Source organism: Sphingobacterium sp. ML3W (genome assembly GCF_000747525.1).
Taxonomy (GTDB): domain Bacteria; phylum Bacteroidota; class Bacteroidia; order Sphingobacteriales; family Sphingobacteriaceae; genus Sphingobacterium.
Genome location: NZ_CP009278.1, coordinates 1,417,008 through 1,442,814 on the forward strand (window position 1 = coordinate 1,417,008; position 25,807 = coordinate 1,442,814).

General features: G+C 37.9%; 22 protein-coding genes, 6 tRNA genes and 1 riboswitch. Of the genes, 7 read left to right on the plus strand and 21 right to left on the minus strand.

Annotation, left to right across the window (positions count from 1 at the left end; all coding sequences use genetic code 11):
• Positions 1–6 precede the first annotated feature (6 nt).
• The 3 genes from KO02_RS06105 to KO02_RS06115 are packed head-to-tail and all read left to right on the plus strand — an operon-like array spanning position 7 to position 3,797.
• The gene (locus KO02_RS06105; RefSeq protein WP_038696724.1) at positions 7–1,695 is read left to right on the plus strand and encodes a GMC oxidoreductase; all 1,689 of its coding nucleotides are present in this window, start codon (positions 7–9) and stop codon (positions 1,693–1,695) included.
• A 19-nt stretch (positions 1,696–1,714) separates the two neighbouring features.
• Complete coding sequence (locus KO02_RS06110; protein ID WP_038696725.1) at positions 1,715–3,145, plus strand: Gfo/Idh/MocA family protein; 1,431 nt, start codon at positions 1,715–1,717, stop codon at positions 3,143–3,145.
• Between the two features lie 19 nt (positions 3,146–3,164).
• Complete coding sequence (locus tag KO02_RS06115) at positions 3,165–3,797, plus strand: gluconate 2-dehydrogenase subunit 3 family protein (protein ID WP_038696728.1); 633 nt, start codon at positions 3,165–3,167, stop codon at positions 3,795–3,797.
• Positions 3,798–3,933: 136 nt separating this feature from the next.
• Here the strand turns inward: KO02_RS06115 and KO02_RS06120 are convergent, their stop codons facing one another.
• Positions 3,934–4,659 carry an acyl-[acyl-carrier-protein] thioesterase gene (locus KO02_RS06120; protein ID WP_038696730.1) on the minus strand — a complete coding sequence of 242 codons (726 nt, stop codon included), beginning with the start codon at positions 4,657–4,659 and terminating at the stop codon, positions 3,934–3,936.
• A gap of 206 nt (positions 4,660–4,865) precedes the next feature.
• On the opposite strand from KO02_RS06120, the gene KO02_RS06125 reads away from it, so the two are divergent.
• Positions 4,866–5,132 carry a hypothetical protein gene (locus tag KO02_RS06125; RefSeq protein WP_038696732.1) on the plus strand — a complete coding sequence of 89 codons (267 nt, stop codon included), beginning with the start codon at positions 4,866–4,868 and terminating at the stop codon, positions 5,130–5,132.
• A 38-nt stretch (positions 5,133–5,170) separates the two neighbouring features.
• Here the strand turns inward: KO02_RS06125 and KO02_RS06130 are convergent, their stop codons facing one another.
• The 17 genes from KO02_RS06130 to thiS form a co-directional block, all read right to left on the minus strand.
• Positions 5,171–6,220, minus strand: coding sequence for an endonuclease/exonuclease/phosphatase family protein (locus KO02_RS06130; protein ID WP_038696734.1), 1,050 nt, complete (start codon positions 6,218–6,220; stop codon positions 5,171–5,173).
• A 168-nt stretch (positions 6,221–6,388) separates the two neighbouring features.
• Entirely contained in the window at positions 6,389–6,607 is a 219-nt protein-coding gene (locus tag KO02_RS06135) for a hypothetical protein (RefSeq protein WP_144243266.1), read from the minus strand.
• An 11-nt stretch (positions 6,608–6,618) separates the two neighbouring features.
• Positions 6,619–8,898 carry a cation:proton antiporter gene (locus tag KO02_RS06140; RefSeq protein ID WP_038696738.1) on the minus strand — a complete coding sequence of 760 codons (2,280 nt, stop codon included), beginning with the start codon at positions 8,896–8,898 and terminating at the stop codon, positions 6,619–6,621.
• 94 nt (positions 8,899–8,992) lie between these two features.
• Complete coding sequence (locus tag KO02_RS06145) at positions 8,993–9,703, minus strand: LytR/AlgR family response regulator transcription factor (protein WP_038696740.1); 711 nt, start codon at positions 9,701–9,703, stop codon at positions 8,993–8,995.
• Positions 9,696–10,412 (minus strand): sensor histidine kinase, encoded by a 717-nt coding sequence (locus KO02_RS06150; protein WP_038696742.1) that lies wholly within the window; start codon positions 10,410–10,412, stop codon positions 9,696–9,698. Before KO02_RS06150 ends, KO02_RS06145 begins: the two co-directional genes overlap by 8 nt.
• A gap of 134 nt (positions 10,413–10,546) precedes the next feature.
• A tRNA-Leu gene (locus tag KO02_RS06155) sits at positions 10,547–10,631 on the minus strand.
• Positions 10,632–10,645: 14 nt separating this feature from the next.
• Positions 10,646–10,721 (minus strand) — tRNA-Gly (locus tag KO02_RS06160).
• A gap of 378 nt (positions 10,722–11,099) precedes the next feature.
• Positions 11,100–11,184 (minus strand) — tRNA-Leu (locus KO02_RS06165).
• 13 nt (positions 11,185–11,197) lie between these two features.
• Positions 11,198–11,273, minus strand: a tRNA-Gly gene (locus KO02_RS06170).
• A gap of 194 nt (positions 11,274–11,467) precedes the next feature.
• A complete protein-coding gene (locus KO02_RS06175; RefSeq protein ID WP_038696744.1) occupies positions 11,468–12,178 on the minus strand; it encodes a HesA/MoeB/ThiF family protein in 711 nt (236 codons plus the stop codon).
• A 30-nt stretch (positions 12,179–12,208) separates the two neighbouring features.
• Complete coding sequence (gene thiH / locus KO02_RS06180; RefSeq protein WP_038696745.1) at positions 12,209–13,327, minus strand: 2-iminoacetate synthase ThiH; 1,119 nt, start codon at positions 13,325–13,327, stop codon at positions 12,209–12,211.
• Positions 13,328–13,336: 9 nt separating this feature from the next.
• Positions 13,337–14,107, minus strand: coding sequence for a thiazole synthase (locus KO02_RS06185; RefSeq protein ID WP_038696747.1), 771 nt, complete (start codon positions 14,105–14,107; stop codon positions 13,337–13,339).
• Positions 14,095–14,721 carry a thiamine phosphate synthase gene (gene thiE, locus KO02_RS06190; RefSeq protein WP_038696749.1) on the minus strand — a complete coding sequence of 209 codons (627 nt, stop codon included), beginning with the start codon at positions 14,719–14,721 and terminating at the stop codon, positions 14,095–14,097. Before thiE ends, KO02_RS06185 begins: the two co-directional genes overlap by 13 nt.
• Positions 14,711–15,457 carry a bifunctional hydroxymethylpyrimidine kinase/phosphomethylpyrimidine kinase gene (locus tag KO02_RS06195; RefSeq protein ID WP_038696751.1) on the minus strand — a complete coding sequence of 249 codons (747 nt, stop codon included), beginning with the start codon at positions 15,455–15,457 and terminating at the stop codon, positions 14,711–14,713. Before KO02_RS06195 ends, thiE begins: the two co-directional genes overlap by 11 nt.
• Positions 15,424–16,020 (minus strand): thiamine phosphate synthase, encoded by a 597-nt coding sequence (locus tag KO02_RS06200; RefSeq protein WP_038696753.1) that lies wholly within the window; start codon positions 16,018–16,020, stop codon positions 15,424–15,426. Before KO02_RS06200 ends, KO02_RS06195 begins: the two co-directional genes overlap by 34 nt.
• Complete coding sequence (thiC, locus tag KO02_RS06205; protein ID WP_038696755.1) at positions 16,017–17,831, minus strand: phosphomethylpyrimidine synthase ThiC; 1,815 nt, start codon at positions 17,829–17,831, stop codon at positions 16,017–16,019. Before thiC ends, KO02_RS06200 begins: the two co-directional genes overlap by 4 nt.
• Before the next feature lie 27 nt (positions 17,832–17,858).
• Complete coding sequence (gene thiS, locus KO02_RS06210) at positions 17,859–18,065, minus strand: sulfur carrier protein ThiS (RefSeq protein ID WP_038696757.1); 207 nt, start codon at positions 18,063–18,065, stop codon at positions 17,859–17,861.
• Positions 18,066–18,130: 65 nt separating this feature from the next.
• A riboswitch (TPP riboswitch) is annotated at positions 18,131–18,229 on the minus strand.
• Positions 18,230–18,479: 250 nt separating this feature from the next.
• Between thiS and KO02_RS06215 the strand changes: the two genes are divergently transcribed.
• Genes KO02_RS06215 through KO02_RS06225 form a run of 3 tightly spaced genes read left to right on the plus strand, consistent with a single transcriptional unit; the run spans position 18,480 to position 24,612 of the window.
• Entirely contained in the window at positions 18,480–19,595 is a 1,116-nt protein-coding gene (locus KO02_RS06215) for an Sb-PDE family phosphodiesterase (protein ID WP_051959780.1), read from the plus strand.
• A gap of 16 nt (positions 19,596–19,611) precedes the next feature.
• Positions 19,612–22,851, plus strand: coding sequence for a SusC/RagA family TonB-linked outer membrane protein (locus KO02_RS06220; protein ID WP_038696761.1), 3,240 nt, complete (start codon positions 19,612–19,614; stop codon positions 22,849–22,851).
• A gap of 12 nt (positions 22,852–22,863) precedes the next feature.
• On the plus strand, positions 22,864–24,612 hold the full coding sequence (locus tag KO02_RS06225; protein ID WP_038696763.1) for a RagB/SusD family nutrient uptake outer membrane protein: 1,749 nt from the start codon (positions 22,864–22,866) through the stop codon (positions 24,610–24,612).
• Positions 24,613–24,998: 386 nt separating this feature from the next.
• Here KO02_RS06225 and KO02_RS06230 read toward each other — a convergent pair.
• From KO02_RS06230 to KO02_RS06240, 3 genes are all read right to left on the minus strand, one after another.
• Positions 24,999–25,083: transfer RNA gene (locus tag KO02_RS06230), tRNA-Leu, on the minus strand.
• Between the two features lie 14 nt (positions 25,084–25,097).
• Positions 25,098–25,173 (minus strand) — tRNA-Gly (locus tag KO02_RS06235).
• Positions 25,174–25,271: 98 nt separating this feature from the next.
• Positions 25,272–25,760, minus strand: a complete 489-nt coding sequence (locus KO02_RS06240; protein ID WP_038696765.1) for a regulatory protein RecX — start codon at positions 25,758–25,760, stop codon at positions 25,272–25,274.
• Positions 25,761–25,807: the final 47 nt, after the last annotated feature.

Below are 25,807 nucleotides of genomic sequence, written 5' to 3' on the forward strand. Positions count from 1 at the left end.
TTTAAAATGGCTGAAAATAACACTTATGATGCTATTGTCATTGGTTCAGGAATCAGTGGTGGATGGGCAGCAAAGGAATTAACAGAAAAGGGTTTAAAAACCCTTATGTTAGAACGTGGTCGTAATATTGAACACGTGAAAGATTATCCTGCAGCAAATAAAAATCCTTGGGATTTTCCACATGCTGGGGGCCGAACGCAAGAGATGATTAAAGAACGTCCAGTTTTAAGTAGAGATTATCCACTCAATGAAAAAAACTTGGACTTTTGGGTTAACGAAGAAGAGAGTCCTTATACCGAAACAAAACGTTTTGATTGGTATAGAGGTTACCACGTAGGTGGTCGTTCATTGATGTGGGGCAGACAGTCTTATCGTCTTGGCGATTTAGACTTTGAAGCAAATTTAAAAGATGGACACGGCGCAGATTGGCCGATTCGTTATAAAGATATCGCTCCTTGGTATAGTTATGCAGAGAAATTTGCAGGTATCAGTGGTAATCGTGATGGTTTAGATGTATTGCCAGATGGTGATTTTATGCCGGCTATGGCGATGAATATCGTAGAGAAAGATTTAGCAGCTCGTTTGAAGAAAGAATATAGTGGGAATCGCCATTTTATTATGGGAAGAACAGCTAATATTACTGTTCCTCATCACAATCGTGTTAACTGTCAATATCAAAATCAATGTTGGTTAGGTTGTAATTTTGGTGCTTATTTCAGCACACAATCGGCAACGTTGCCAGCAGCAGTAGCAACAGGTAATTTGACATTACGTCCTTTCTCAATCGTAACGAAGATCATCTATGATAAGAATACAAAGAAAGCTACAGGGGTTGAGATTATCGATGCTGAAACGAATCAAACATATGAGTTTTATGCTAAAGTTATCTTTGTGAATGCTTCGGCATTTAACTCTACTTGGGTATTGATGAATTCAGCTACTGATGTATGGGAAGGTGGACTTGGAAGTAGCAGCGGCGAATTAGGTCATAATGCAATGGATCATCACTTCCGTTGTGGTGCAGGTGGACGCGTTGAAGGTTACCTAGACAGCTATGTATTTGGTCGTAGACCAACAGGATTATATGTACCTCGCTTTGTTAACGTTGCTGGTGATGATAAAAAACGTGATTACGTACGTGGTTTCGGTTATCAAGGTGCCGCAAGTCGTGGACGTTGGTCAGGTGAAGTAGCAGAAATGAGCGTAGGTGGCGCATGGAAAGATGCGATTACTGAGGCAGGTGATTGGGGAGTAGGTTTTACAGCCTTCGGGGAGATTCTACCATATCATGAAAATAAAATTAGCCTAGATAAAACGAAAAAGGATAAATGGGGCCTTCCTGTTTTAGCCATGGACGTTGAAATCAAAGACAATGAATTGAAGATGCGTGGCGACATGCAGAACGAGATGAAGGAAATGTTGGAGAAAATTGGTGTTAAAGACGCGTATACTTATGATAATGTATATGGTTTTGGCCAAGGTATTCATGAGATGGGAACTGCTCGTATGGGTAGAGATCCAAAATCATCTGTATTAAATGGTAATAACCAAGTATGGGATGCACTCAATGTTTTTGTAACGGATGGAGCAGCGATGGCTTCTGGAGGTTGCGTAAACCCTTCATTGACCTACATGGCATTAACTGCTAGGGCGGTTGATTTTGCAGTAAGCGAACTGAAAAAAGGTAACCTATAATCATCAATAAATCTAAATTATGGAAAAGAACAATTCGTCAAGAAGAGACTTTCTAAAAAAAGCAGCCCTATTTGGTGCTGGAGTAACCATTTTACCTCGCCATGTTTTAGGTGGTGCTGGGTTTACCGCACCTAGTGATATGCTGAACGTAGCATCGGTAGGAGTCGGTGGTATGGGAGCAGGAGATATATCGAGATTTGCATCGAGTGGAAAAGCAAATATTGCTTTTCTGTGTGATGTGGATACCCGTCGTGCAGCGGATACAGTGAAGAAGTTCCCTAAAGCAAAATTTTATAAAGACTACCGTGAAATGCTCGATAAAGAGCATAAACATATTGATGCTGTTTCCGTATCAACACCAGATCACCAACATGCCATTGTTGCGTTAGCAGCCATGCAATTGGGGAAACATGTTTACGTACAAAAGCCATTGGCTCATGATGTTTGGGAAGCTCGTGCTTTGACACATGCGGCTAAGAAATACAAAGTTGTTACGCAAATGGGGAACCAAGGTTCATCAGGTGATGGTGTAAGACAGATGAGAGAATGGGTTGATGCCGGCATGATAGGTGACCTTAAAGAAATCTACTGTTGGACAGATCGTCCAGTATGGCCTCAAGGCATCCAATGGCCTACTCAAAAAGCAGAAGTGCCAAAAGAGTTGGACTGGGATCTTTGGTTGGGTACTGCTCCGAAAAAGGATTATGTTGAAAAATTGATTCCCTTCAACTGGAGAGGTTGGTGGGATTATGGAACGGGAGCACTTGGTGATATGGGTTGCCATAATATGGAAGCTCCGTTCAGTATCTACGGACTTCAATATGTGAAAGACGTACAAGCTACTGTAGGTTCGGTATATGTAGATGAATTTAAAAGAGGATACTTCCCAGAAAGTTGCCCACCGTCAAGTTATGCGGTGATGACATTTCCGAAAACAGATAAGACGACCGGAGATGTTAAATTGCACTGGATGGATGGTGGAATCCAACCGCCGAGACCAGAGGAATTAGGCGCAAATGAAGCGTTTGGCGACGGTGGTAACGGTATTTTATTTATTGGAACCAAAGGTAAAATATTAGCAGATACTTATGCAGCTAATCCTAGATTATTACCTACTTCCACTAACTATCCAACACCAAAACAAACCTATGCCCGCGTTAAAGGTGGTGCAGATGGTCACTGGGCACAATGGGTAGAGGGCTGTATTGCCGGATACGGTAAGATGGAAATGTCTTCTCCATTTGAAATTGCAGGACCTTTAACTGAGGCTTTATTGATGGCTAATTTGGCAATCCGTGGATCGGATTTAAAAGTGAATAATGATTATCCTGGAAGAAATTTACGTCTATTATGGGATAATGATAATATGCGTGTCACTAATTTTGATGAAGTAAACCAGTTCGTAAAACGAAATTATCGTCCAGGCTGGGAAGTAAATTATACATTTTAAGTATTAAAAGAGATTGATTATGAATAGAAGAGAAGCAATTCGACGTGCTGCCATGTTGATGGGAGGGGTGGTCATTGGTTCAAGCCTTTTTCTTGAAGGGTGTTCACGTTCTGCTACTAAACAGATTGAATCCTTATTTGAGCCTAAGACAACAGATTTATTAGGTGATTTAGCAGAGGCTATTTTACCTCAAACTTCTACGCCAGGAGCTAAGGAAGCAGGTGTAGGAAGCTTTATCCCAGTAATGGTAAGAGATTGTTATACCAATGAACAACAAAAAGTGTTCATGGATGGTATCAATAATTTAGATAAAAAAGCACAAGAGTTAACGAAGAAAAATTTCTTGGATCTATCTGCTGAAGAACGTACAAATTTTGTGAATCTATTAGACAAAGAAGCTAATGAGTTTAATAACAAGCAAAATGAGGAAACGAAAGAGGAACGTGAAAAGAATGCTGTTAAACAAAATGAATTATATAGGGAAGTTGAAAGCAAACCACCTCATTGGTTCACGATGTTTAAGCAATTGACTTTAACAGGATATTTCAACTCAGAACTGGGCTTGACAAAAGCATTACGTTACGTGAAGATTCCTGGAAAGTTTGACGGTAATTATCCTTATAAAAAAGGGGATAAAGCTTTTGCTGGTTAATAAAACCTTGTTGGTTAACGATAAAAAAAAGGAGTATTTCAACTGAAATACTCTTTTTTTTTTGTTAGGTATTATTAACAATATTACTCCAATAATGAACACTATATAGAAAGTAAAAAACCGTTCTAAGCTGGTTTTACCTTGTTTCTATTTCTAAAGCGAATGAAATTCGTTCTTGTTTAGTGACTGTCATAAAATAACCTTTTTCTGTTGAGTTTCCGCTGATTTCGACGGTATCATTGTAACGTAGTTCTTTCAAATAATTCATTTCTATTGACACGATTTGGTTGGTTAATACCAGTTCCATCGGCAATAGATCCATGCACCAGTCGAGATATTTGACATTATTGGCATGGTTGACAATATCTAAATCAGATATTTTAACAGTATAATTCCCTATTGGTTTAACAACCTGTGTTAGGTTTAATCTTGAAAAAGGTTTTTGCGTACTGGAGCGGTCTGAAAATGTTTTAAAATCACCAATTGGAACGGCCAATTCTTCAGGAGCCCTCTTGACAGTGTTGATTACTGCCCAATAGCTTGTCGCTGTTACATACAATTGATCATTGACATAGATTTCAAAATTACGAGTCGATTTAGAACCCTCCAAGTTTTGTATCCATGTTTTGATCCTGACAACATCCATCCATTTGGGCAAACGATTAATCTCGAATCGGATACGACTTAAAACCCAAGATTGGTTGTTTTTAGCCATTTCCTTAAAACCAAAACCAGCAATAGTCGCATGTTCCCCAGCAGTGAGCTGTAGTAAATTAGAAAGATCAGAATAGCGGATTCTGGCATTTGAATAGCATTGCGTAAAATTGATTTCCCAGTTTTTTTCAAATGTTGAAATGTCCATTTTTGATAAGTTTTAACAAAAATACTTAATATTATGAAGTCGCTTGTTCTGATTTGTAAAATATATGTTAAAATCTAAATAGTATTGCTATTATATCGAGTAATGCCTATATTTAAATAAGGTTAAGCATACGTTATAGCAGGTAGAAACGTTATAAATAAAATGTCTTATTTAATCAGAATTGTCAATTATAAATTATTAGTAGTATGATCGGAGAATTGATAGAAAAAGAGCAAATCTCTTCATTCAAAATTGTCGCGGCGAATGAAGATAGAAGTCTAACGTTTTTAGAAACATTAAAAGGAGCTTTAAGATTAGGTAATGAATTTAAATCCAAGACGACGATAGCCTTTCAGACAGAGGCTGGTCCAAAAAAAGTTGAAACAACGGTTTGGTCGTTAACAGATAAGTATCTTCAAATTAAAAGCGGGGTATTGATTCCTCTGAGGTCCATATTGGCAATAGAATATTAAATGCAAATAATTACTTAAAAAAGAAAGGTGCTGAATTTTCAGCACCTTTCTTTTTTCTCTTTGGCAAGATCTATATCTTCTTGATTTAGTTCAAGAGTATGATCTATTTGCTCTAAATTTGCGGATTTTTCATATTGAAGTTGAATGAGGATTGGAAAATGATCGGAATTGTAATGATGCAATCTTTTCATTTTTTTCAATTTGAAGTCAGTACTACAAAAAATATGATCTAACGGAAATCGCATAAAAAAATGATGGGCATGGAAAGTGTTTAGAAAAAAGCGTCCTCTTCTAGGGTCCAGCAATTGGCTTGTTTTTAAAAATAAATCGGTGGTGTAACTCCAAGCCACATCATTTAAATCGCCACATACGATTACAGGAATTTTTGACTTACTTGCTTTATCAGCGATTATTAATAGTTCTTTATCACGTTCCGTAGACCTTGGATTTTCACCAGGTACAGGGGGAGTAGGGTGAACGGCGTATACTTGAATGACCTGACCACTGGGTAATATAACTTTTGTATGGATTGAAGGGATATCATGCTCTACTAAAAACTTGATTTCACTATCTTTTAACTCATATTTAGAATAAAGCAGCATACCGTAAGTATTGTCAATTGGTTGCTCTACGCGATAAGGAAAAGCATTCGTAGCCTCTTTTATTTTATGCATCCACTCATGACTAGTTTCCAATAACAGGAGAAGATCTGGGTTGGCTTTCTTTATTTCCTCAATACATCCTGAATAGTTGTCGTTATCTTCAAATACATTCGATATCATGATACTTATTTTTTGATCAGGTATATCTTTTTTAGTTCGTAGAACCTGTTTTTTCCCAAGTGCTGTAAATGGCAGAATCTGTCTCAGGAGATACAGGATTGTCCCAGATAGTAGACTGATGTAGATATAGAATGCCGTTGTTCTGGAGCAATAAACCACCAGTAAAAAAAGCGCCAATGAGGTTAATACGAGCTTTTGTAATCTGGGGTATTCAAAGACACGGAAGGTCCAATAATCATTCCTAATCAAAGGAATAAAGCTTATAACGATAAGTAAGGAGGAGAAAATGTAAATAGCTGTATCCATATTCTATTTTTTTTATTCCGTTAAAAATAGAAAAATAATTGAAAATAGATGGAAAAATTGCTAAAACAAAAATTGATTTTATTTCTTAAGTATGTTGGTAATAAGAAGTAATAAATCATTTAGGAGAACGACGTGATGAAGACTCCTAAATGATTTAAATAACTATAGTTACTCTTCGTATAAACGTTCCACCGAAAAACCGTTTTGCTTTAGGTTTAACGCTATTTCAAAAGCTTGGATATTTAGCGCTTCTAGTTTTAGAATCAGTCCGTTACTTAAACGGTTAATTTTAATAGTAACGATATTGGGGATTTTCTTTAAAGTCTCCTCTAATTGAATGATTTTGTCATCATTAATTAGCATAGTTTCAAAAATGTATTTTTCCATAACATTAAATATTAAGGTTTTAAAATCAAAGTACTGGGTATTATCTTTGTCCATTGTTCTTTTTCAAAAGAAATTTGTTTCCACGCCACGAAACTGATGAGCATGATGTCGAATTGTGCGTAGTCTATAGTGTGCGTGTTAACTTCATCAATTACAGTAATATGATTCGGTGCGGCATAGTCTAGCGAACGAATTGCCTCTTTAAGCTCTACCGAATTTTTAATAATATGATCATCGTCTAAGAAGGTGATATTTACGGCACTGTTTTGGACTAATTTATGTACGTAAATTAAAATAAAGCTGTCACTAACCGATTTGATGGGTACAAGTATATTTTTAACTATTTTGGGAAGACCTTTATCTACCAAAATCCCACATGGAATTTCAATCGATTTTAAAAGTGCAGTGGTATTATCTTCAAAACCACTGTGATTAAATAAGTTTTCTTTACCAGTTAAAGAACCTAATAATCTTTCTGGATTTACGACTTTACTTGTAAAACCAATAATACTACCAAGTACTGATCCCTCATAGACCGATTGACCAATACCCGTTAACAATAGGTCGAAATCTTCTTCGTTAGCCATTTTAGCTATATCTTCGTTGATGTTGTCAGTTCCTCTAAAAATTGCGGTATAGGGCTGATCTAATCTTTCACTTTCATCATTTAATAAGGAGAAATTATCCCTTTCGTATTCTATCGAATTATAAGTGTTCAATTCATTTCCAATGGAGAGGTGTAAAGCTGTTACCGTACTGTTTTCCTGCGATTTTTTTGTTAGCATATTTGCTATACGTAAAAGAGTTTTCCCAGAATTTGGATTACCAAATGAAATCAAAATGTTGTATTTATTCTTTTTAGAAATAAGGTCTGCATTATTTTCAATTTCGGGTTTAAAAAACTTATTGATGAGGTCCAATGCAGGGCCTGTCATAAATGTTGTGATCAGGGCCATCAATACTAGTATCGCGAACATTTCATCGGTAAGCACTCCAAGGTCATATCCAATATTCAGAGCAATCAATTCCATTAATCCCCTCGTATTCATTAAAGCTCCAATAGTTAGACTACTGTGCCAATTTTGGCCGACAAATCTCGCTGATAAAGCACTTCCAATAAATTTACCGACTACGGCAATGGTAACTACCCAGAAACAGGTTTGCCAATGTTCAGCTTCATTAAGTAATCCAATCTGTGTACGAAGGCCTGTGTATACAAAAAACAATGGCAGAAGAAGCACCTGTGCAACGTCTTCAACTTTTTCAATGAAGATGCTTCTAAAACTCGTGTTAGTAGGCATGATCACACCAGCCATAAAAGCTCCGAATAGAGCATGTATGCCAATGACTTCCGAGGTCCATGAAGAGATGAGTAATGTGAGAAAAAATACGCCTACAATAGATTTTCCCAATCGTTCTTTAGTAGTATGAAGATCGCCGATACGTTGTAGAAATGGTTTCACAAGTCGAACCATCACTAGCACATAAGCTACAGCAAAAGCAATCGTATAAATTGCACTCACAACAGATCCCGCTTTTACTACCGCAATCACAGCTGCCAAAAGACACCATGCTGTGATGTCGTCAGCGGCTGCACATGTGATGGCGATTGATCCTAAACGAGTCTTGCTCATACCTCTTTCCTGTACTATTCTTGCCAATACAGGAAAAGCAGTGATACTCATGGATATCCCGATAAATAAGGCATAAGATAAAAATGAAATACCTTCCGGTGCGGTGGACTGAAAGATAACATACGCTAAACCCATTCCAAGTAGAAAGGGAAAAATAATACTAACATGACTGATAACAATGGCATCTTGCGCTTTGTTTTTTAAGATTTTTAGATCTAACTCCATGCCTACCACGAACATAAAAAGTACAAGTCCTATTTGGCTGAGCACCCCCAAATTACCTAGTGAACTCGCAGGAAAAAGGAATAAGGATAGTTCTGGAAAATAATTTCCCAAGAGAGATGGACCTAGTGCAATACCGGCTACAATTTCCCCAATTACCGAAGGTTGTCCTATTTTTTTAAATAAGATTCCAAAAATTCGGGCTACAAATATGATGGTTATTATCTGCAACATCAGGATAGCTAAAGGGTAGGAGAGATTTTCCTTTAGGTGATTTATAAAATGAGACCAAGCAGAATGTGCAGGGGTTTGATTATTGATATCAGTTCGGATTTCGAAGAGTGTTCCTTGCTGTACAATAAAATAACCTAAGGATATCCCTAAGATTAAAATTATCAGGTAAAAAAAAGTGGATCTATACTTGCCTTTTAACATATTTTTGTCTGCTTGTAAGCAACAAGTATAACCGCTAAAAGATTCTCTACAAACTTAATTCGTAAATTTTGTACCGAACGAAGATAAAAATGTACTAAACAGTCAGGCTACTCATAAAATGGGCTTTGTATGGTGCAGAGAGAATAAGTTGTACCTCTGGAGGTACACCCTTTATTTTACAGATGACATATTGTGCGGTATAGGAAGTCACCGCAGCTAATGAAACGACATTTCGCCGATTAATTTGACAGAATTTTCCTGTAGGAAGAAGCGTTATAAGCTCTTCGAGACTTATGTTTTTTGCTAGAATATGCTGTCCGTCTGTCATATTTATATATTTATCCCTTCTATCGTGATCAGCAACCTCAATATAAGAAATTAGAGCTGCGTTAATCCTAGTTTTACCTTGGTTACTATTCAACTCGATTATATCCAAGCTTGACTCTTCAAAAAATTGGAGCCATTTTACGGCTTTATCGAAAGCAATCTGTAACCTATCCGCTTGATAAGGTTTACGTAAATAATCGACAGCATGTAAATCAAATGCATCAGCTGCATACTCTTTGTAAGCTGTTGAAAATATAATCGCTTTATCGGGTAATCGCTTTGCTATATCGAGACCATTCATACCAGGCATATGGATATCGAGAATACAAGTGTTGAAATCTAGGTTGTTGCTCTGTTCTAAAAATTTATAGGGATTATTGAAACTTTTGACGATTTCAACACCCTTAAAATCTTGACATACCGCTTGCAGGTAGCTCAGGGAAGGAAGTTCATCATCCAACAGGATACATTTAATCATTTTTGTATAATTTTATTTTTACCGTTACCGTATAGATACCTTCTTTTTGCTCTGTGTTAAGATGATAATCAGAACCATATATTTTTTTCAATCGCTGAGCAAAGGTTTTATTACCCAATCCCCCTAAGTTTGACGTTGTAAACTGTTTAGGTTGAATTCGGTTAGATACGATGAGGATAAATTGATCATCCATCACTTCAAATACAACTGAAATGAAGCTGTTTTCATTTTGAACATCAGCATGTTTAAATGCATTTTCTATTGGATTGATGGTCATAAACGGAGCGATAAACAATTCCCCGGCTTCAGGACTGATTTTTTTACGAATGTGAAGGTCAAATAGTGGACTTATTTTAAGTTTATTGATCTCAATCAGGTTCTGAGCGAATGCAATCTCATCTTTCAGTTTGACAAATTTTCCATCTGTTTCGTAAAGAATGTAATCCAATACATTGGATAGTTTGTCTAGTGCATGATAACTTTGGTAAGCGTGTGATTGGATTGCATTTAATGCATTTTTTAGCAAATGTGGATCTAATTTATAATCAATTGATTCATCTGGAAATGCGACACTGCTGATTTCACGACTCTGTCTTATCAATAACTCGTTTTGACGTTTTAAGTTACGCGTTTTCCAATAGAGATAGCCAATTAATAGGATAGCAGCTATAATTCCGATAATCAATAAACAATAATAAAAAGGGGACATACTATTCTATTTTATTCTAATATAGCAATTTTCTAAAAAGACTTGGTGCTTTTAGGGTTGCTCTTTTGTGAAAACGCAGATTTAATCAGTTATTCTTAAACAAGAAAAGCTCATCTTTTGGATGAGCTTTCTTGTACCTAGGGCGGGAATCGAACCCGCACTTCCTTAACGGAAACAGGATTTTAAGTCCTGCGTGTCTACCAGTTCCACCACCTAGGCAGGTGATATTAATGTGGAGCGAAAGACGAGATTCGAACTCGCGACCCCAACCTTGGCAAGGTTGTGCTCTACCAGCTGAGCTACTTTCGCATTGTTAACAGTCAACAGTTGTTTTCTGTTTTGGTGATGCAAATATACGGCGATTTTTCAAAATTCAAAATTTAAATAAGCACTTTTTTATATATTCGATGTAATCCCCTCAGACTAAGTATATTTGTTTTGTAGGATATTCATGAATGCTTCAACATTACTGGTTTCTCTACCATTAAAAATTCATTTATAACCGAAATAGTGCATTTTATTATCTCATGTTGCGTATAGAGGGAGTATTGAAGTAGGGGATCATGAATACTTTTGATTTCGCTATGTTATGCGCTATAGCTATTCATTAATAGTAAAGAAAAATTAATATTAAAATCGATAACAGCTTTAAAACAAAAAAGCTCATCTTTTGGATGAGCTTTTTTGTACCTAGGGCGGGAATCGAACCCGCACTTCCTTAACGGAAACAGGATTTTAAGTCCTGCGTGTCTACCAGTTCCACCACCTAGGCAAGGTGTATTTAGTGGAGCGAAAAACGAGATTCGAACTCGCGACCCCAACCTTGGCAAGGTTGTGCTCTACCAGCTGAGCTATTTTCGCTTTTGATACTGCAAATATAGGCAGATTATAGATACTACAAAATGTTTTTTTACTGTTAAAACGTAATTCCCTCAAATGAAGCGAGATAATTTTTAAGATATCAGAAATCTAGTACAATTACACGTGAATTGTGCTCGAATTGCGGTACAGCTAAGTAAGAGCTACGATTATCGTAGGGTAGTTTTTTTTAAAAGCTAAAAACTAATCGTATTGAACCGCCAGTGGTACGCATCGACAAGTGTAAGCTTGTTGCTATCGACCGGAAGTTCGGTTATGATTTTCAGAACCTGCATGGCCATCATACTACCGATGATACCTGGGAGCGGACCCAATACCCCATATTGTTCACAAGTAGGGGCATCTTCCGGACGAGGTGCCTCGGGATATAAATCCCGAAGTTGTTTACTCCCCTTATAATTGAAAACAGCCATTTGCCCTTCAAAGGCGAAAATACTACCATAAACCAATACTTTGTTTGTCCGAACACAGGCATCATTGACGATGTACCGCGTATTGAAATTATCGGAACCATCTACAACGATGTCATAATCTTGAATGATAGATTCTGCATTCTCAATGTTTATTTTTATAAATAGGCAATCGATGTTGACAGATGAATTCAGCTCTTGGATAAATGTCGATGCACTATATACTTTTTCCTGCTGTACCCGTTTTTCATTGTGGATAATCTGTCGATTGAGATTATGGATTTCTACATGATCAAAATCTATAATCCCTAAATTGCCAACTCCTGCAGCTGCCAGATACTGAAGTACTGGTGAACCCAGTCCTCCAGCCCCAATAACCAAGACTTTCGCAGCCATTATTTTTTGCTGCCCTTCAATGCCAATTTCGTTAATGAAGATTTGACGGGAATACCGATCAAAAGCATCGTGTGGTTGCATATATAAATGAATTTTTCGTTTTATTTGATATTAATTTCCAGAATAACTTACCTCCCAATCTTTCATGATAGGGTCATACCCAGCTTGTCTAATGACATCCTGCATGGTTTCCATACTACGTTCATCGCTGATTTCAAATTGTTCGAGCGATTGTGGGTCCACAACATAACCACCTGGGTTAGTTTTGGAAGCGGCACTCATACTCGTGACACCGATTGGAATAATATGGTCTCTAAATTTTTCACGTTCACGTGTCGATATGGAAATTTCCAAATGCTCATTCCATAGCCGATATGCGCAGATCAATTGGAGTAGATCGCGGTCTTCCATAATAAAATTTGGTGTTGACACTCCTTCAGCCGGACGTAATCTTGGAAACGAAACTGAATATTTTGTGCGCCAATAGTGTTTTTCTAAGTAATCAATATGTAATGCATTGAAAAAGCTGTCCACCCGCCAGTCTTCAAGGCCTAAAAGAACCCCTAATCCGATCTTATGGATACCCGCTTGACCGATCCGGTCGGGTGTATCCAAACGATATTCAAAATTTGATTTCTTGCCTTTCGGATGGTATGTTTTATATACTTCTTGATGGTAGGTTTCTTGATATACTAACACAGCATGGACACCCTCTTCTTGTAAGATGTGATATTCTTCCAATTGTAAAGGTTGTACCTCAATTGATATTTGAGAAAAATGGGGTTTCAATAAGGTGATGGCATTTCTGAAGTAATTGATATCTACCGTTTTATTGGCCTCGCCACTGACCAATAGAACGTGGCTGATACCCATTGCTTTCAATGCCATGGCTTCCAGCAGTAATTCGCCGTTTGAAAGTGTCTTTCGCTTGATCTTATTGTCCATACTAAAACCGCAATAAGTACAGATATTCTGACATTCATTACTCAGGTATAATGGTGCATACAATTGAATGGTTTTACCAAATCTTTGCTGCGTTATACGCTGCGTCATCTGTGCCATTTTTTCCAATTCGGTCGCTGCTGCAGGAGATAAGAAAGTGAGGAAATCGTTTAGGTTTCTTTTTTCCTTATGTAGGCTTCTTCTTACATCCTCAACTGTTGTGTTATATATCTTTCGCTTGATATCTTGCCATTCATATTGCGCAAATAGTTCCTGAAAAGCTTGCATAGTTATATTTTAATCAATTAAAAATGAGGTTAAAGGACTGGATGCTATAGCCCGATTTTCCGATACGCCCAGACCCGCTTGATAAGCTTTTCGACCCGCTATTACGGCTTCTTTAAATGCTTCGGCCATCTGTATGGGATATTGCGCTGACGCAATGGCGGTGTTGACCAATACCGCATCTGCACCAATTTCCATCGCTTTCGCAGCATCCGAAGGTGCACCAATACCGGCATCAATGATCACCGGAACATGACTTTGGACAATGATCATTTCTAAGAAATCCAACGTGCGCAAACCTTTATTACTCCCAATTGGTGCAGCTAAAGGCATCACTGCAGCTGTCCCGACATCTTCGAGTCTTTTACATAGAACGGGGTCGGCATGTATATATGGAAGTACGATAAAACCCAGTTTTGCGAGTTGTTCAGTGGCGAGCAACGTTTCAATTGGATCAGGCATGAGGTAACGGGAATCTGGATGAATTTCCAGTTTTATCCAATCTGTTTCCAAAGCTTCACGCGCAAGCTGTGCCGCTAAAATGGCTTCTTTTGCATTACGAACACCAGAAGTATTGGGTAATAAGTGTACATGAGGAATTTGTAAAGCCTCTAAAAATGTGTCCGAAGAAGATTGATGATCTAAACGTTTTAGAGCCATCGTCACCAATTCAGATCCAGACGCTTTAATAGCATCATGCATTTGGTTGAGATGACCAAACTTCCCTGTTCCTAAGAAAAGTCTGGATTGGAATATACGATCGGCTATTATTAAATTGTCCATTGTAGTTTGTTTTTGAGTTCTTGAATGAGGTCAGGTTGTTCGGATAGTAGACTAGAAACAGCTACCCCATACAATCCAGTTTCCTGTAGTTGTATAATATCCTCTTGCGAGATACCACCTATGGCATAAATAGGCGGGTAGGTAATGACCTCATTTTTTAATTGTTGCATGATCTGTTGGTATCCATTAAGGCCTAAAATTGGACTTAGTTTTTCTTTGGTTGTCGTGAAGCGCAATGGCCCAAGACCGATATAATCGCAATTTTCTACGATGCGTTGTTTTACGTCAGTCAAGTTATTGGCTGTACCACCGATCATTTTGTCTGGGCCAAGCAATTCCCGAACTTTCTGTATGCTTGTATCCGTTAACCCCAAATGGACGCCGTCAGCATCAATCGTTTTGGCAATGCCAATATGATCATTGATGATAAGGGTAGCACCGTACTGTATGCATTTTTTTTGCACCCGAATTGCTAAGGCTAATAATTGTACTTCATCGCCTTGTTTCCAACGAAGTTGAATCCAATCGGCACCATACTTGAGCACGTTGTTAATGTTTTTTTCCTGCTCTATGGCGGTTTTCCCTTGCGATATATATTGAATTTTACTGAACATGGTGTTGACCGAGTAAGCTGTCATGACTATTTAAAAATTGTTCGACATAAATTTTCCCCAAGCGGCACGCTGTCCTTAAATCATGACCTAAGGCTATATAAGCTGCGATTGCAGACGACAATACACATCCAGAACCATGCTTCTCCCAAACCTGTGTTCCCGATGGAGGCAAGTGAAATTGTTGGTTTTGTGTATGTAAGATATCTGTTCCTTTAAACTCGCGTTGATGTCCTCCTTTTTGCAAGATGGCAACTTGCGTCGTTTGAATGAAGTCGAGTAGCCCATTTTCCTGAAAATATTCATATTCAAACTGGTTGGGCGTTATCAATTGCAGTTGATTCAGGATAGCTGGAAAACCAGTACAGGGCTGTAGATTGAAAAAATTAAAACCAGAAGTACTGCTGATGACAGGATCCCAAATGATAAACGCATCTTTACAATGCTTTCGGATGGCGTATACTATTTTTACCAAAAATGATGGATTGGGTATAATGCCGATCTTAACTACTGTTATCGGATATTTGACAAGAAGTGTTTCGATAGCAAATAATATATCATGCAGCGCAAACCATTCCAATTGGAAAAGTTTATCAGCAGATTGTAAGGTATTGGCAGTTAATACAGCCATACCCTGAACATGTAGCTGTTCCATTGTTTTGCTATCTGCAAGTACCCCTGCACCTCCGCAGGGGTCAAATCCAGCTATGCTGAGTACGTAAGGTCTTTCTGTAGGCATTTTTTTAAACTGATTAAAGGTTGTTCATTTTTCCAGATTGTACCCAGTAGCGCCACACCATCTACGCCAGCCGCATATAGTGTCCCCATGTTTTCGGCATGGATACCTGCAAGTCCAATTAATTGGACTTGCAGGTTGTTTCGAGACGCCAGTTCGTGCTTCACTGAATCGGTTTTTCCATGATTAGGCTTCGAAATACTTAAAAACATAGGACTGAACAGAGCATAAGACCACTGGCTATCCAGCGTATTGAAATCGTCGATGCTATGAACAGATGTCGACCGGATGATATCCTGATCGTATTGGTCCTGTTTATTTGACTTTCGATCATTTTCGTTGAAATGTAGCCTGTTTATCCCCAAGTCTTCAGCAAGATGATGATGACTATGCAAGACAAGGCGATTTCGGTAAGGAAGAGCAATTTCCTGTACAAATAGGGACATTTCCTTATCCGAGAAGGCATATTTTCTGATGTGCAATAATTTCAATCCGGCCTCAAACATCAGATTTATCCAGTACGATTCATGATATACATGCTGTTCAGCAGTGATCACAATGATCATAAATACAATTCTTTACCTTGTTCTATAAATTCTTTGGACATGTCCATCATTCCTTGTTCGGCAGCATCACGAATCTCTTGCGTAATCTTCATGGAGCAGAATTTAGGACCGCACATGGAACAGAAGTGTGCTACTTTAGCGCCATCTGCAGGTAGTGTCTCATCATGAAATTCTCGTGCGGTATCCGGGTCTAAAGAAAGATTGAACTGGTCTTCCCAACGGAATTCAAATCTTGCTTTGCTCAAGGCATTGTCACGATATTGAGCACCAGGATGGCCTTTAGCAAGATCGGCAGCATGCGCGGCCAATTTATAGGTGATCACACCATCTTTCACATCTTTTCTATTGGGTAGACCCAGGTGTTCTTTGGGAGTCACATAACATAACATGGCACAACCAAACCAACCGATCATAGCTGCACCTATAGCCGATGTGATATGGTCATAACCAGGAGCAATATCTGTCGTCAATGGACCTAATGTATAGAATGGAGCCTCATCACATACTTCCAGTTGTTTGTCCATATTCTCCTTGATCATATGCATCGGTACGTGGCCAGGTCCTTCAACCATGATCTGTACATCATGTTTCCAAGCAATTTTCGTTAATTCACCTAAAGTCTCCAATTCAGCAAATTGTGCAGCATCATTGGCATCGGCAATAGAGCCTGGGCGAAGTCCATCCCCTAACGAAAAGGCAACATCGTACTGTTTCATGATCTGACAGATGTCTTCAAAATGAGTGTATAGGAAATTTTCTTTATGATGAAACAAACACCATTTTGCCATGATAGAACCCCCACGAGATACAATGCCGGTAACACGCTGTGCTGTTAAATGGATATAACGTAAAAGAACACCCGCATGTATGGTGAAGTAGGAGACTCCTTGTTCGGCCTGTTCGATTAGGGTATCCCTGAATATTTCCCAAGTAAGATCTTCCGCTACACCTTTTACTTTTTCTAAAGCTTGGTAGATGGGAACTGTTCCGATTGGAACTGGCGAATTGCGGATAATCCATTCACGTGTTTCATGAATATTTTTACCCGTTGAAAGGTCCATAATCGTATCAGCACCCCAACGACAAGCCCATACCGCTTTGTCTACCTCTTCTTCAATACTGGAAGTAACTGCGCTATTGCCAATATTGGCATTGATTTTAACCAAGAAATTTCGTCCGATGATCATCGGTTCACTTTCTGGGTGGTTGATGTTATTTGGGATGATGGCTCTACCAGCCGCAATTTCCTCACGGACAAACTCTGGTGTAATAGATTTTTTTGGTGTACGAGCTCCAAAACTGTGTCCAGCATGTTGATGTTCCATACCTTTTGTTGCAGCCTGTATCTGTTCAATACGCTGGTTTTCACGGATGGCTACATACTCCATTTCGGGCGTTATGATTCCCTTTCTGGCATAATGCAATTGGCTAACATTTTTGCCATCCAATGCTTTTTTAGGTTTATGGCTGTATTCAAAACGAAGTTGATCCAATTCGATATCTGCTAATCTTTCTTTACCGTAGTCCGAACTGATCTGGGGTAAAATCTGAACATCATTTCTATCCAATATCCAATTTTCCCGCGTTCGAGGTAACCCTTTTCGAATATCGATTTGTGCATGATCATCTGTATAAGGACCTGATGTATCATAAATAGTGACTGGTGGATTGATTTCTACTCCGCCTTTGCTCAATTTGGTTGGACTTAACGTGATTTCACGCATGGCAACTCGAATTGGAAAAAGTTGTCCTGAGATATAGACCTTTTTCGAATTTGGAAAAGGAGTCTGGGTAATGTTCTGTTCTAACATAATGGTATATTTTAGGTATAAGTGTATTTATCCGCCTTGTGTTGCAGTGATAATGAGAATTGTGTCTTGATTTTTTAGTTGGGTGGTAGACCAAGCTTTTTTAGGAATAACTTGGTTGTTCAGGGCTACAGCAATGCCCTTGCTTTTTTCTGGAAATTCCAAAAGCATCAATCCTTCCAAAGAGGAGGGAGGCTGTGCGAAAAAACGTTGTTGGTGGTTGATTGTGAGTTCCATTCCTTTTAATTTTTTTAATGTAAAAAACTTTAGGAATGGCCACAGTTATGCAGGTATATGCACAATGAAGACATCTTACTTTTCCCTACGCCAGTATGATCCGGATCAGGTTCTAAGGGTAAAATCTCAGCCTGCAAATCTTGCAGACACCCCTAAAGTTTTCACTAAACTAGGGAAAATATTCTAATAAACGAAAAGAAGAAAAAAGTAATCACCATTTTCATCTTGGATATGGTAGTAACCGTGTTCCTGCATATGTAGTGAAAATTAAATCTGTATTAATAATTAATGGGATAATCAAATCTTTGTTAATACAATAGTAATAGCCTGTTAATATGTGTGTTAAAATGAAGGTCTACATTTGAGGAATTTTAAAATCTACCTATAATTAAAAAGAAATCAAGTTTATTTGCTTTGATAGCTGTAGCTTCTTCGTCGGTATTCGCGCAACAAGACGATACTGTAGTACAGCTACAAGAATTTAGAAACCCTAAGAAAAGAGAAGTTATTAATATTCCAAATGTTAATAATTATCAAGTGTTAAAATGTGACTTTCATATGCATACTGTTTTTACAGATGGACATGTTTGGCCTAATGTTCGTGTGCAAGAAGCTTGGAAGGAAGGACTGGATGCAATTTCTTTTACCGAACATGTCGAGTATACACCACATAAAGACGATGTGAAACCAGGTAATTTGAGATCTTATGAATTGGCGAAAAATATAGCTGCCGAGAGTAATATTTTACTTATCAAGGGTACAGAAATCACACGAGGTACGCCTCCAGGACATTTTAATGCTTTATTCATTCAAGATGATAAAAACCTTGTAGTTGACAACTCGCCGAGTTTGGATGAAAAGGCTATTCAGGCAGCTGTAGATCAGAATGCATTTATTTTTTGGAATCACCCAGGATGGAAGGCGACTACAATCAAAGGGTCTTACGATTGGGTTCCATTTGTTGAGAAAATGTATGCCGAAAAGAAGTTAAATGGTATTGAAGTTGTCAATGGTTTTGGTTTTCATAAAAAGGCTTTAGATTGGGCTTTAGACCGTAACCTTACGGTTATCGGAAATACGGATGTCCATAATCTCATTGCGCATGATTATGATATCTCCCGAGCTGGTGTACACCGTACGATGACTTTAGTGATGTCCAAAGACCGTTCTGCCGCATCTATCCGAGAGGCTTTGGAGCAAGGTCGTACGATAGCTTGGTCTAGCAATTATCTTTTTGGTAAGGAAGAGCATGTTCGCGATTTATTTCATGCATGTGTTTCTTTAAGTCCTGCATACCACAAGACTGCTTCTGCGAAAAAAGGTGATGTAAATTATTATGAATTAACAAACAATAGTGATTTATATTTTGAGTTAGAGCTTAAGGATGGCAATGCGACGCAAAAACTGACTTTATACCCTGAATCGACACAGGTCTTGACGGCTTCTGCTGGTCAAAGTGCTTTAACTTATGAAGTAGTATCAACATATGTTCGAAGTGATAAGCATCTTCAAATTAAATTAAGCCTATAATTTCCCCTATTAAATCATGAATAAATTTATACCAATATTTCTATTGGCAGGAATTTCTTTTGCTAATAATTTGCAAGCGAGGTCTAGTTTTGCTATTGAAACGGTGCTCTTGCAAGAACAAGGGAAAGTGACAGGAAAGGTCGTTGATGGACGAGGAAATGCTATTTCGGGCGCTACTGTGGCGATTAAAGGGACGACAAATGTGATTGCAACAAATGATCGTGGTGAGTTTGATTTCTCCGTATCGCAAACAAAATCGTTTACGTTAACAGTTTCCTGTGTAGGTTTCTCTACCAAGGATTTTCAGATTGAACCTAACCAGCAAATTGTAATCACTTTAGATAATAAAAACGATTTGGAAGAAGTCGTGGTCGTTGGTTACGGGACACAAAAAAAATCAAATTTAACAGGAGCTGTTTCTCAGATTACTTCAGAAGTGCTGGAAAATAGACCTGCACCAAATCTTTCACGCATGTTGCAAGGTACACTTCCAAACTTAAATCTTAGGATGGTCGATGGTAGCCCTACACGGGGTGCAACTTTTAATGTTCGTGGAACAACATCTATTGGTGCTGGTGGTGCTGCTTTAGTCCTTATTGATGGGGTCGAAGGTGATGCAAATATGGTTAACCCAAATGATATCGCATCTGTAACGGTTCTGAAAGATGCCTCTTCGGCAGCTATTTATGGTTCTAGAGCGGCGTTTGGGGTGGTTTTGATTACGACTAAAACACCAGTTAAAGGAAAGACAAAAATTGATTTTAATACAAGTTATTCTTTTAATAAACGTACCGTAGAACCAAAATTGGTTACGAATGGCTATGAATGGGCTAAGAATTTTAATGATGGCTTCAACGCTTGGTATGATTATAAATCTACACCAATTTCGGTTAATAATATTTACCCTTTTTCCCTTGAATACCTTGAGGCTTTAAAGCAACATAATGAAAATCCAACTGGTGAGGATGTGGTTTTTAATGAAGCAAAAAACAGATATGAATATTTCGGAAATACAGATTGGTATAACGAAATCTATAAAGATGTCATGCCAGCAACTGAGCAAGCATTGAGTATTTCTGGCGGAGGTGAAAAGGCTTCATATTTATTGTCTGGTCGGTATTACCATCAGGATGGTATTTTTAAATATAATCCAGACAAGTTTAATAAATATAACATGCGTGGGAAGGGAGAGGTTAAGATCAACGATTGGTTAACTTTTCAAAATAATACAGAGATCAGTACCTATGATTATCGCTACCCCATGTTTGCTGATGGTGATGGCAATATCTGGAGACAATTTGAGCATCAAGGTTACCCCATGGCAGTTATGAAAAATCCCGATGGAACGTATACGCATACAGCTGTATATACAGGGGTTGCTTCTTACATGGAAGGGAACAATAAGTCGGATTTAAATAACACCTATTTGCGTAATACTGCAGGTGTAATTATCAAACCTATTGCGGATCTGACTGTGAAAGGTGATTTTACTTATTCTAGAACTTGGGAAAATGAAACGCGCACGAATAATTATTTGAATTATAGTAATGCTCCAGGTGAAATGGCTCGTTTCGGACGAAGTATGCTTCGCGAATGGAATGAAAACACGCGCTACTTGGCTGGAAATATTACAGCAAATTATGTGAAGACGTTTAATGATAAGCATGATTTTAATGGCTTAGTGGGTTATAATGTCGAATCTTCAACCACAAAGGCGTTACGTGCTCAGCGTGATGGTATTCTTTTGGAGAGTAAACCTGACTTCAATTTGATGGATGGATTGAATTATAATATTTCAGGAGGTGGTAAAGAATGGGCATATTTGGGTTTATTTTACCGATTTAACTATGCGTATGATAATAAATATCTGATCGAGTTGAATGGTCGTTACGACGGTTCATCAAAATTTCCTGAAAATCAACGTTTTGGTTTTTTTCCTTCCATATCAGCAGGTTGGGTGCTGTCGCAGGAGAAGTTCTTTGCACCGGTTAAAGCGGTCGTTAATAATTTAAAATTCCGTGCTTCTTATGGTTCTTTGGGTAATGGAAATGTTGATCCATATCGTTACTTAGAACAGATGAACGTGAGTAAAACTTCTGTGGTCCTCAATGGTGTGCAGACAAGTTATACGAGGTTACCAGGAGTAATTCCAGATGGATTGACATGGGAACGTTCAACGACTTTTAATATCGGAGCAGATGTTGGATTTTTCAACAATAATCTAAACTTCACTTTTGATTGGTACAACCGGAATACTTACGATATGTTTACCGTAGGGCAGCCATTACCAAATGTTTTTGGTGCTACAGTTCCTTATGGAAATTATGCCGATATGTCGACCAAGGGTTGGGAGTTGACCGCTAATTTTAACAGCCAGTTTGAGTTGGGAGGAAAACCTTTTAATTGGGGAATAAATGGTTCACTTTGGGATAGTAAATCTACAATTGAACGATTTAATAACCCGAACAATCTCTTGAGTACTTATTATGTAGGGCAGCAGGTAGGGGAAATCTGGGGATATGAGACAGAAGGATTCTTTACATCGCTAGATGATGTTAAAAATCATGCAAATCAGAGTTTTATTAAAAACTCAAATAATAATATCTGGTTACCAGGCGATCTTAAATTTGCCGATTTGAATGATGATGGTGTCATCAACCAAGGTGACAATACCTTGGATAACCCAGGTGACCGTAAGATTATAGGAAATAATGAACCCCGATATCAATACGGATTTACACTTTCAGGAAACTGGAACGGTTTTGGACTTTCTGCATTTTTCCAAGGGATTGGAAAACGTGATTGGTATTTTGCTTCTGAGGCAGGTTTATTCTGGGGACCTTATAATAGACCTTATGGATATCAACCCGAGAAAATGATGAATGATATCTGGAGTGAAGAAAATACAGATGGTTATTTCCCTCGCTACCGTGGCTATACAGCTCTTGGGGCTGACCGTTCTTTAGGCGCTCCGCAGACACGTTACTTACAAGATGTTTCTTACTTGCGATTGAAAACATTGACAGTAGATTATACCCTTCCGAAAAGTTGGGTCAATCGTTTGAAGATTTCAAATGCTCAAATTTATATGTCAGCGCAGAATTTATTTACTTTTTCAGGACTATTCAAACATTCGGAGAACTTCGATCCCGAAGTAATGGAAACCCCTATTGGCGAATTGACGAATGGATCGGGACAAGGGTATGCTTACCCAATGTTAAAAACGACAACTATTGGTCTAAACTTAACTTTTTAATACGTGATTGTCATGAAGACTAAAAATATAATTTTATTATTACTTGTCGGTTTATTTACAACTTCTTGTAGTAAAGAGTTCTTAGATAAAGAGCCTTTTGATAAGCTTGTTCCAAATTCATATTTTACGACCGAAGCTGATTTAGCTTTGTTTTCTAATTCTTTCTATCAAGACTTTATTCCGACAGGCTTGAGTATTGTTCAAGCGGATGAAATGGGTGACTATACCTCCAAGAATAATTCACCGACTTTTATTGCGGGAAATTTTTCGTCAGTAGATCAGGGCTCTTGGAATTGGACAAAACTTAGAAATATTAATTATTTTCTTGAAAAGTACAATAACCCTAATATCTCTCAAGAGGCTAGAAATCATTATGCTGGTGTAGCTCGTTTTTTTAGAGCTTATTTTTATTATGAGATGGTCAAAGATTTTGGTGATGTGCCTTGGTATTCAAAAACCTTGACAACTACAGATGAAGACCTCTATAAGCCGCGTGATCCGAGAGCAATGGTGATGGATTCAGTATTAGCAGATCTGGATTTCGCAGTTGCAAATATTCGTCCTGCAAAGGACAATAGTGCTTCGATGATAACCAAATGGGTAGCCTTAGGTCTGAAATCTCGTATTTGCCTCTTTGAAGGAACTTTTAGGAAATACCATGAGGATTTAAAGCTAAAGACTACAGCGAACCAATGGTTAACAGCATCAGCTGCAGCTTCAGAGGAAATTATGAAGGGAAGCCAATATGCGTTGTATTCAACGGGGAATCCATCTAGTGACTATAGAACACTGTTTACAAGTGAAAATCCAGTTAGTGCAGAAATCATGTGGGCTAATGTCTTTAATAATTCGATAAAGAGATGGCATGAGATTACCTGGAAGTTTAATTCAGCAACTTATGGAGCGCGGTGGGGTTTAAATAAACAATTTGTAAATACGTATTTAAATATCGATGGAACACGTTTTACGGATAAGGTCAATTATGATCAAATACTATTTGTAGATGAAATGAAAGACCGTGATCCACGGTTAGAACAGACTGTCCGCTCAATAGGATATAAGCGTTCTGATGGTTCTGCTGCCCCACCAAATTTTGGTTATACATTCACGGGTTATCATATCCATAAATTTAGTTTAGATGATAAACGTCTTGATGGAGTTGCAGAAGGGTATAATTCCATTACGATGATGCGTTATGCTGAAATTTTATTGAATTATGCAGAGGCGAAAGCCGAGTTAGGGCCGATGGATCCAGAGATATGGAAACAGACAATTGGTGCTTTACGTACACGTGCAGGTATCAATGCACAAGAACCAGCTGTAGCGGATCAGTATCTGAAAACGGTTTATTTTCCAGAGATATCAGATAAATACTTATTGGAAGTACGTAGAGAACGTGGTATTGAGTTAGTATATGAGGGTTTACGTTATGATGATTTATTGCGTTGGAAAAAGGGTAAATTATTGGAGATGGATTGGAAAGGGATTTATGTTCCAGCACTTGATCTCGAAATGGATTTAGATGGTAATAAAACTCCTGATGTGTGTTTTGTAAAGACTATTCCTGCAAAAACAACGGCAGGAGTCGTTTATTATGTCGTAGATGGTTCTGCAGCAAAATTATCGGAAGGAACCAAAGGTCATATCATTTGGCGATCTGATGAAGAACGGGAATTTAGTGATAAAAAATATTATAAACCAATATCGAATAATGATATCGTGTTAAATGATAATTTAGTACAAAACCCTGGTTGGAAATAAAAAATAGGAATGAAACATAAAGAAAATGGGAAATTAAGTTCTCGTTTTCTTTATGTCTATTTGCTAAAAAAGGAAAGAGTGGTAAGTGAAGAAAATTTCACCAAGCACGGTTGGCTTTTCTAAAGTAATAAGAAGTGATTGATACAGAGTAGAAGCCAAGTTCGAAATTTAGTTGGGTATTCTATATTTGTAATAGAGGGTTTATATAGGATTTATAGAGTTTTACCTCTACGAACCCTCTATGAACCCTTTATAAAACCACTATAATATACCTGTTAAGTTATAAGTTAGTAACACTTAAGTATGATGTTGAATAGCCTATTGTAGATTTTAAAAAAATATAGGATATCAACAAGAAAAGCTCATCTTTTGGATGAGCTTTCTTGTACCTAGGGCGGGAATCGAACCCGCACTTCCTTAACGGAAACAGGATTTTAAGTCCTGCGTGTCTACCAGTTCCACCACCTAGGCAGGTGATATTCATGTGGAGCGAAAGACGAGATTCGAACTCGCGACCCCAACCTTGGCAAGGTTGTGCTCTACCAACTGAGCTACTTTCGCATTACTAACAGTCAACTGTTGTTTTCTGTTTTGGTGATGCAAATATAGAGCTAATAATTATAAAAACAAATTTTAATGCAAGCTTTAGTGTCTTTTTTTTATAAGCCCTTTTCTTTCAGGAGAGAAGAAATGATATCGCTCTCAAAACCTCGTGACAATGCATATTGAAATAGCTTATTTTTTAGGATATAGGGATCTTTGTCTTTCAAAGATAGTTGCTTTTTATCAATCAGGTCGCTCAGTTTACTTTCGTATTCATCCAGATCTATCTTAGAAAAAGCAAGTCTAATCAAGGGATCTGATACCTTTTTGAATTTTAAGGATTGTTTGATCTTGATTCTACCCCAACTCTTCATTCGCAATTTCCCTAAAGTATAAGCAATGGCAAACCTTTCCTCATTGAGGAAATTTTCCGTTATCAATTGCGAGATGATCTGCTCTACATCTTCTTGGTGCAAACCCCAGTCGTACAATTTATCTCTTACTTCCTGTTGCGCTCTTTCCTGATAGGCACAATAACTTTCAGCCTTTAGCAATGCCTGCTTAGGGCTATAGCTTTTCTTTCTCGTTTTCTCTTCGTCAAACATCTTTACAAATTTCAAAAATATATTGAACTTACTGAAAAAATGTTGAG

What these genes read in the sequence shown, in the direction of transcription:
- KO02_RS06105 (WP_038696724.1), top strand. Translation starts at nt 7, where the DNA reads ATGGCTGAAAATAACACTTATGATGCTATTGTCATTGGTTCAGGAATC.
- KO02_RS06110 (WP_038696725.1), top strand. Translation starts at nt 1,715, where the DNA reads ATGGAAAAGAACAATTCGTCAAGAAGAGACTTTCTAAAAAAAGCAGCC.
- KO02_RS06115 (WP_038696728.1), top strand. Translation starts at nt 3,165, where the DNA reads ATGAATAGAAGAGAAGCAATTCGACGTGCTGCCATGTTGATGGGAGGG.
- KO02_RS06120 (WP_038696730.1), bottom strand. Translation starts at nt 4,659, where the DNA reads ATGGACATTTCAACATTTGAAAAAAACTGGGAAATCAATTTTACGCAA.
- KO02_RS06125 (WP_038696732.1), top strand. Translation starts at nt 4,866, where the DNA reads ATGATCGGAGAATTGATAGAAAAAGAGCAAATCTCTTCATTCAAAATT.
- KO02_RS06130 (WP_038696734.1), bottom strand. Translation starts at nt 6,220, where the DNA reads ATGGATACAGCTATTTACATTTTCTCCTCCTTACTTATCGTTATAAGC.
- KO02_RS06135 (WP_144243266.1), bottom strand. Translation starts at nt 6,607, where the DNA reads ATGGAAAAATACATTTTTGAAACTATGCTAATTAATGATGACAAAATC.
- KO02_RS06140 (WP_038696738.1), bottom strand. Translation starts at nt 8,898, where the DNA reads ATGTTAAAAGGCAAGTATAGATCCACTTTTTTTTACCTGATAATTTTA.
- KO02_RS06145 (WP_038696740.1), bottom strand. Translation starts at nt 9,703, where the DNA reads ATGATTAAATGTATCCTGTTGGATGATGAACTTCCTTCCCTGAGCTAC.
- KO02_RS06150 (WP_038696742.1), bottom strand. Translation starts at nt 10,412, where the DNA reads ATGTCCCCTTTTTATTATTGTTTATTGATTATCGGAATTATAGCTGCT.
- KO02_RS06175 (WP_038696744.1), bottom strand. Translation starts at nt 12,178, where the DNA reads ATGCAACCACACGATGCTTTTGATCGGTATTCCCGTCAAATCTTCATT.
- thiH (WP_038696745.1), bottom strand. Translation starts at nt 13,327, where the DNA reads ATGCAAGCTTTTCAGGAACTATTTGCGCAATATGAATGGCAAGATATC.
- KO02_RS06185 (WP_038696747.1), bottom strand. Translation starts at nt 14,107, where the DNA reads ATGGACAATTTAATAATAGCCGATCGTATATTCCAATCCAGACTTTTC.
- thiE (WP_038696749.1), bottom strand. Translation starts at nt 14,721, where the DNA reads ATGTTCAGTAAAATTCAATATATATCGCAAGGGAAAACCGCCATAGAG.
- KO02_RS06195 (WP_038696751.1), bottom strand. Translation starts at nt 15,457, where the DNA reads ATGCCTACAGAAAGACCTTACGTACTCAGCATAGCTGGATTTGACCCC.
- KO02_RS06200 (WP_038696753.1), bottom strand. Translation starts at nt 16,020, where the DNA reads ATGATCATTGTGATCACTGCTGAACAGCATGTATATCATGAATCGTAC.
- thiC (WP_038696755.1), bottom strand. Translation starts at nt 17,831, where the DNA reads ATGTTAGAACAGAACATTACCCAGACTCCTTTTCCAAATTCGAAAAAG.
- thiS (WP_038696757.1), bottom strand. Translation starts at nt 18,065, where the DNA reads ATGGAACTCACAATCAACCACCAACAACGTTTTTTCGCACAGCCTCCC.
- KO02_RS06220 (WP_038696761.1), top strand. Translation starts at nt 19,612, where the DNA reads ATGAATAAATTTATACCAATATTTCTATTGGCAGGAATTTCTTTTGCT.
- KO02_RS06225 (WP_038696763.1), top strand. Translation starts at nt 22,864, where the DNA reads ATGAAGACTAAAAATATAATTTTATTATTACTTGTCGGTTTATTTACA.
- KO02_RS06240 (WP_038696765.1), bottom strand. Translation starts at nt 25,760, where the DNA reads ATGTTTGACGAAGAGAAAACGAGAAAGAAAAGCTATAGCCCTAAGCAG.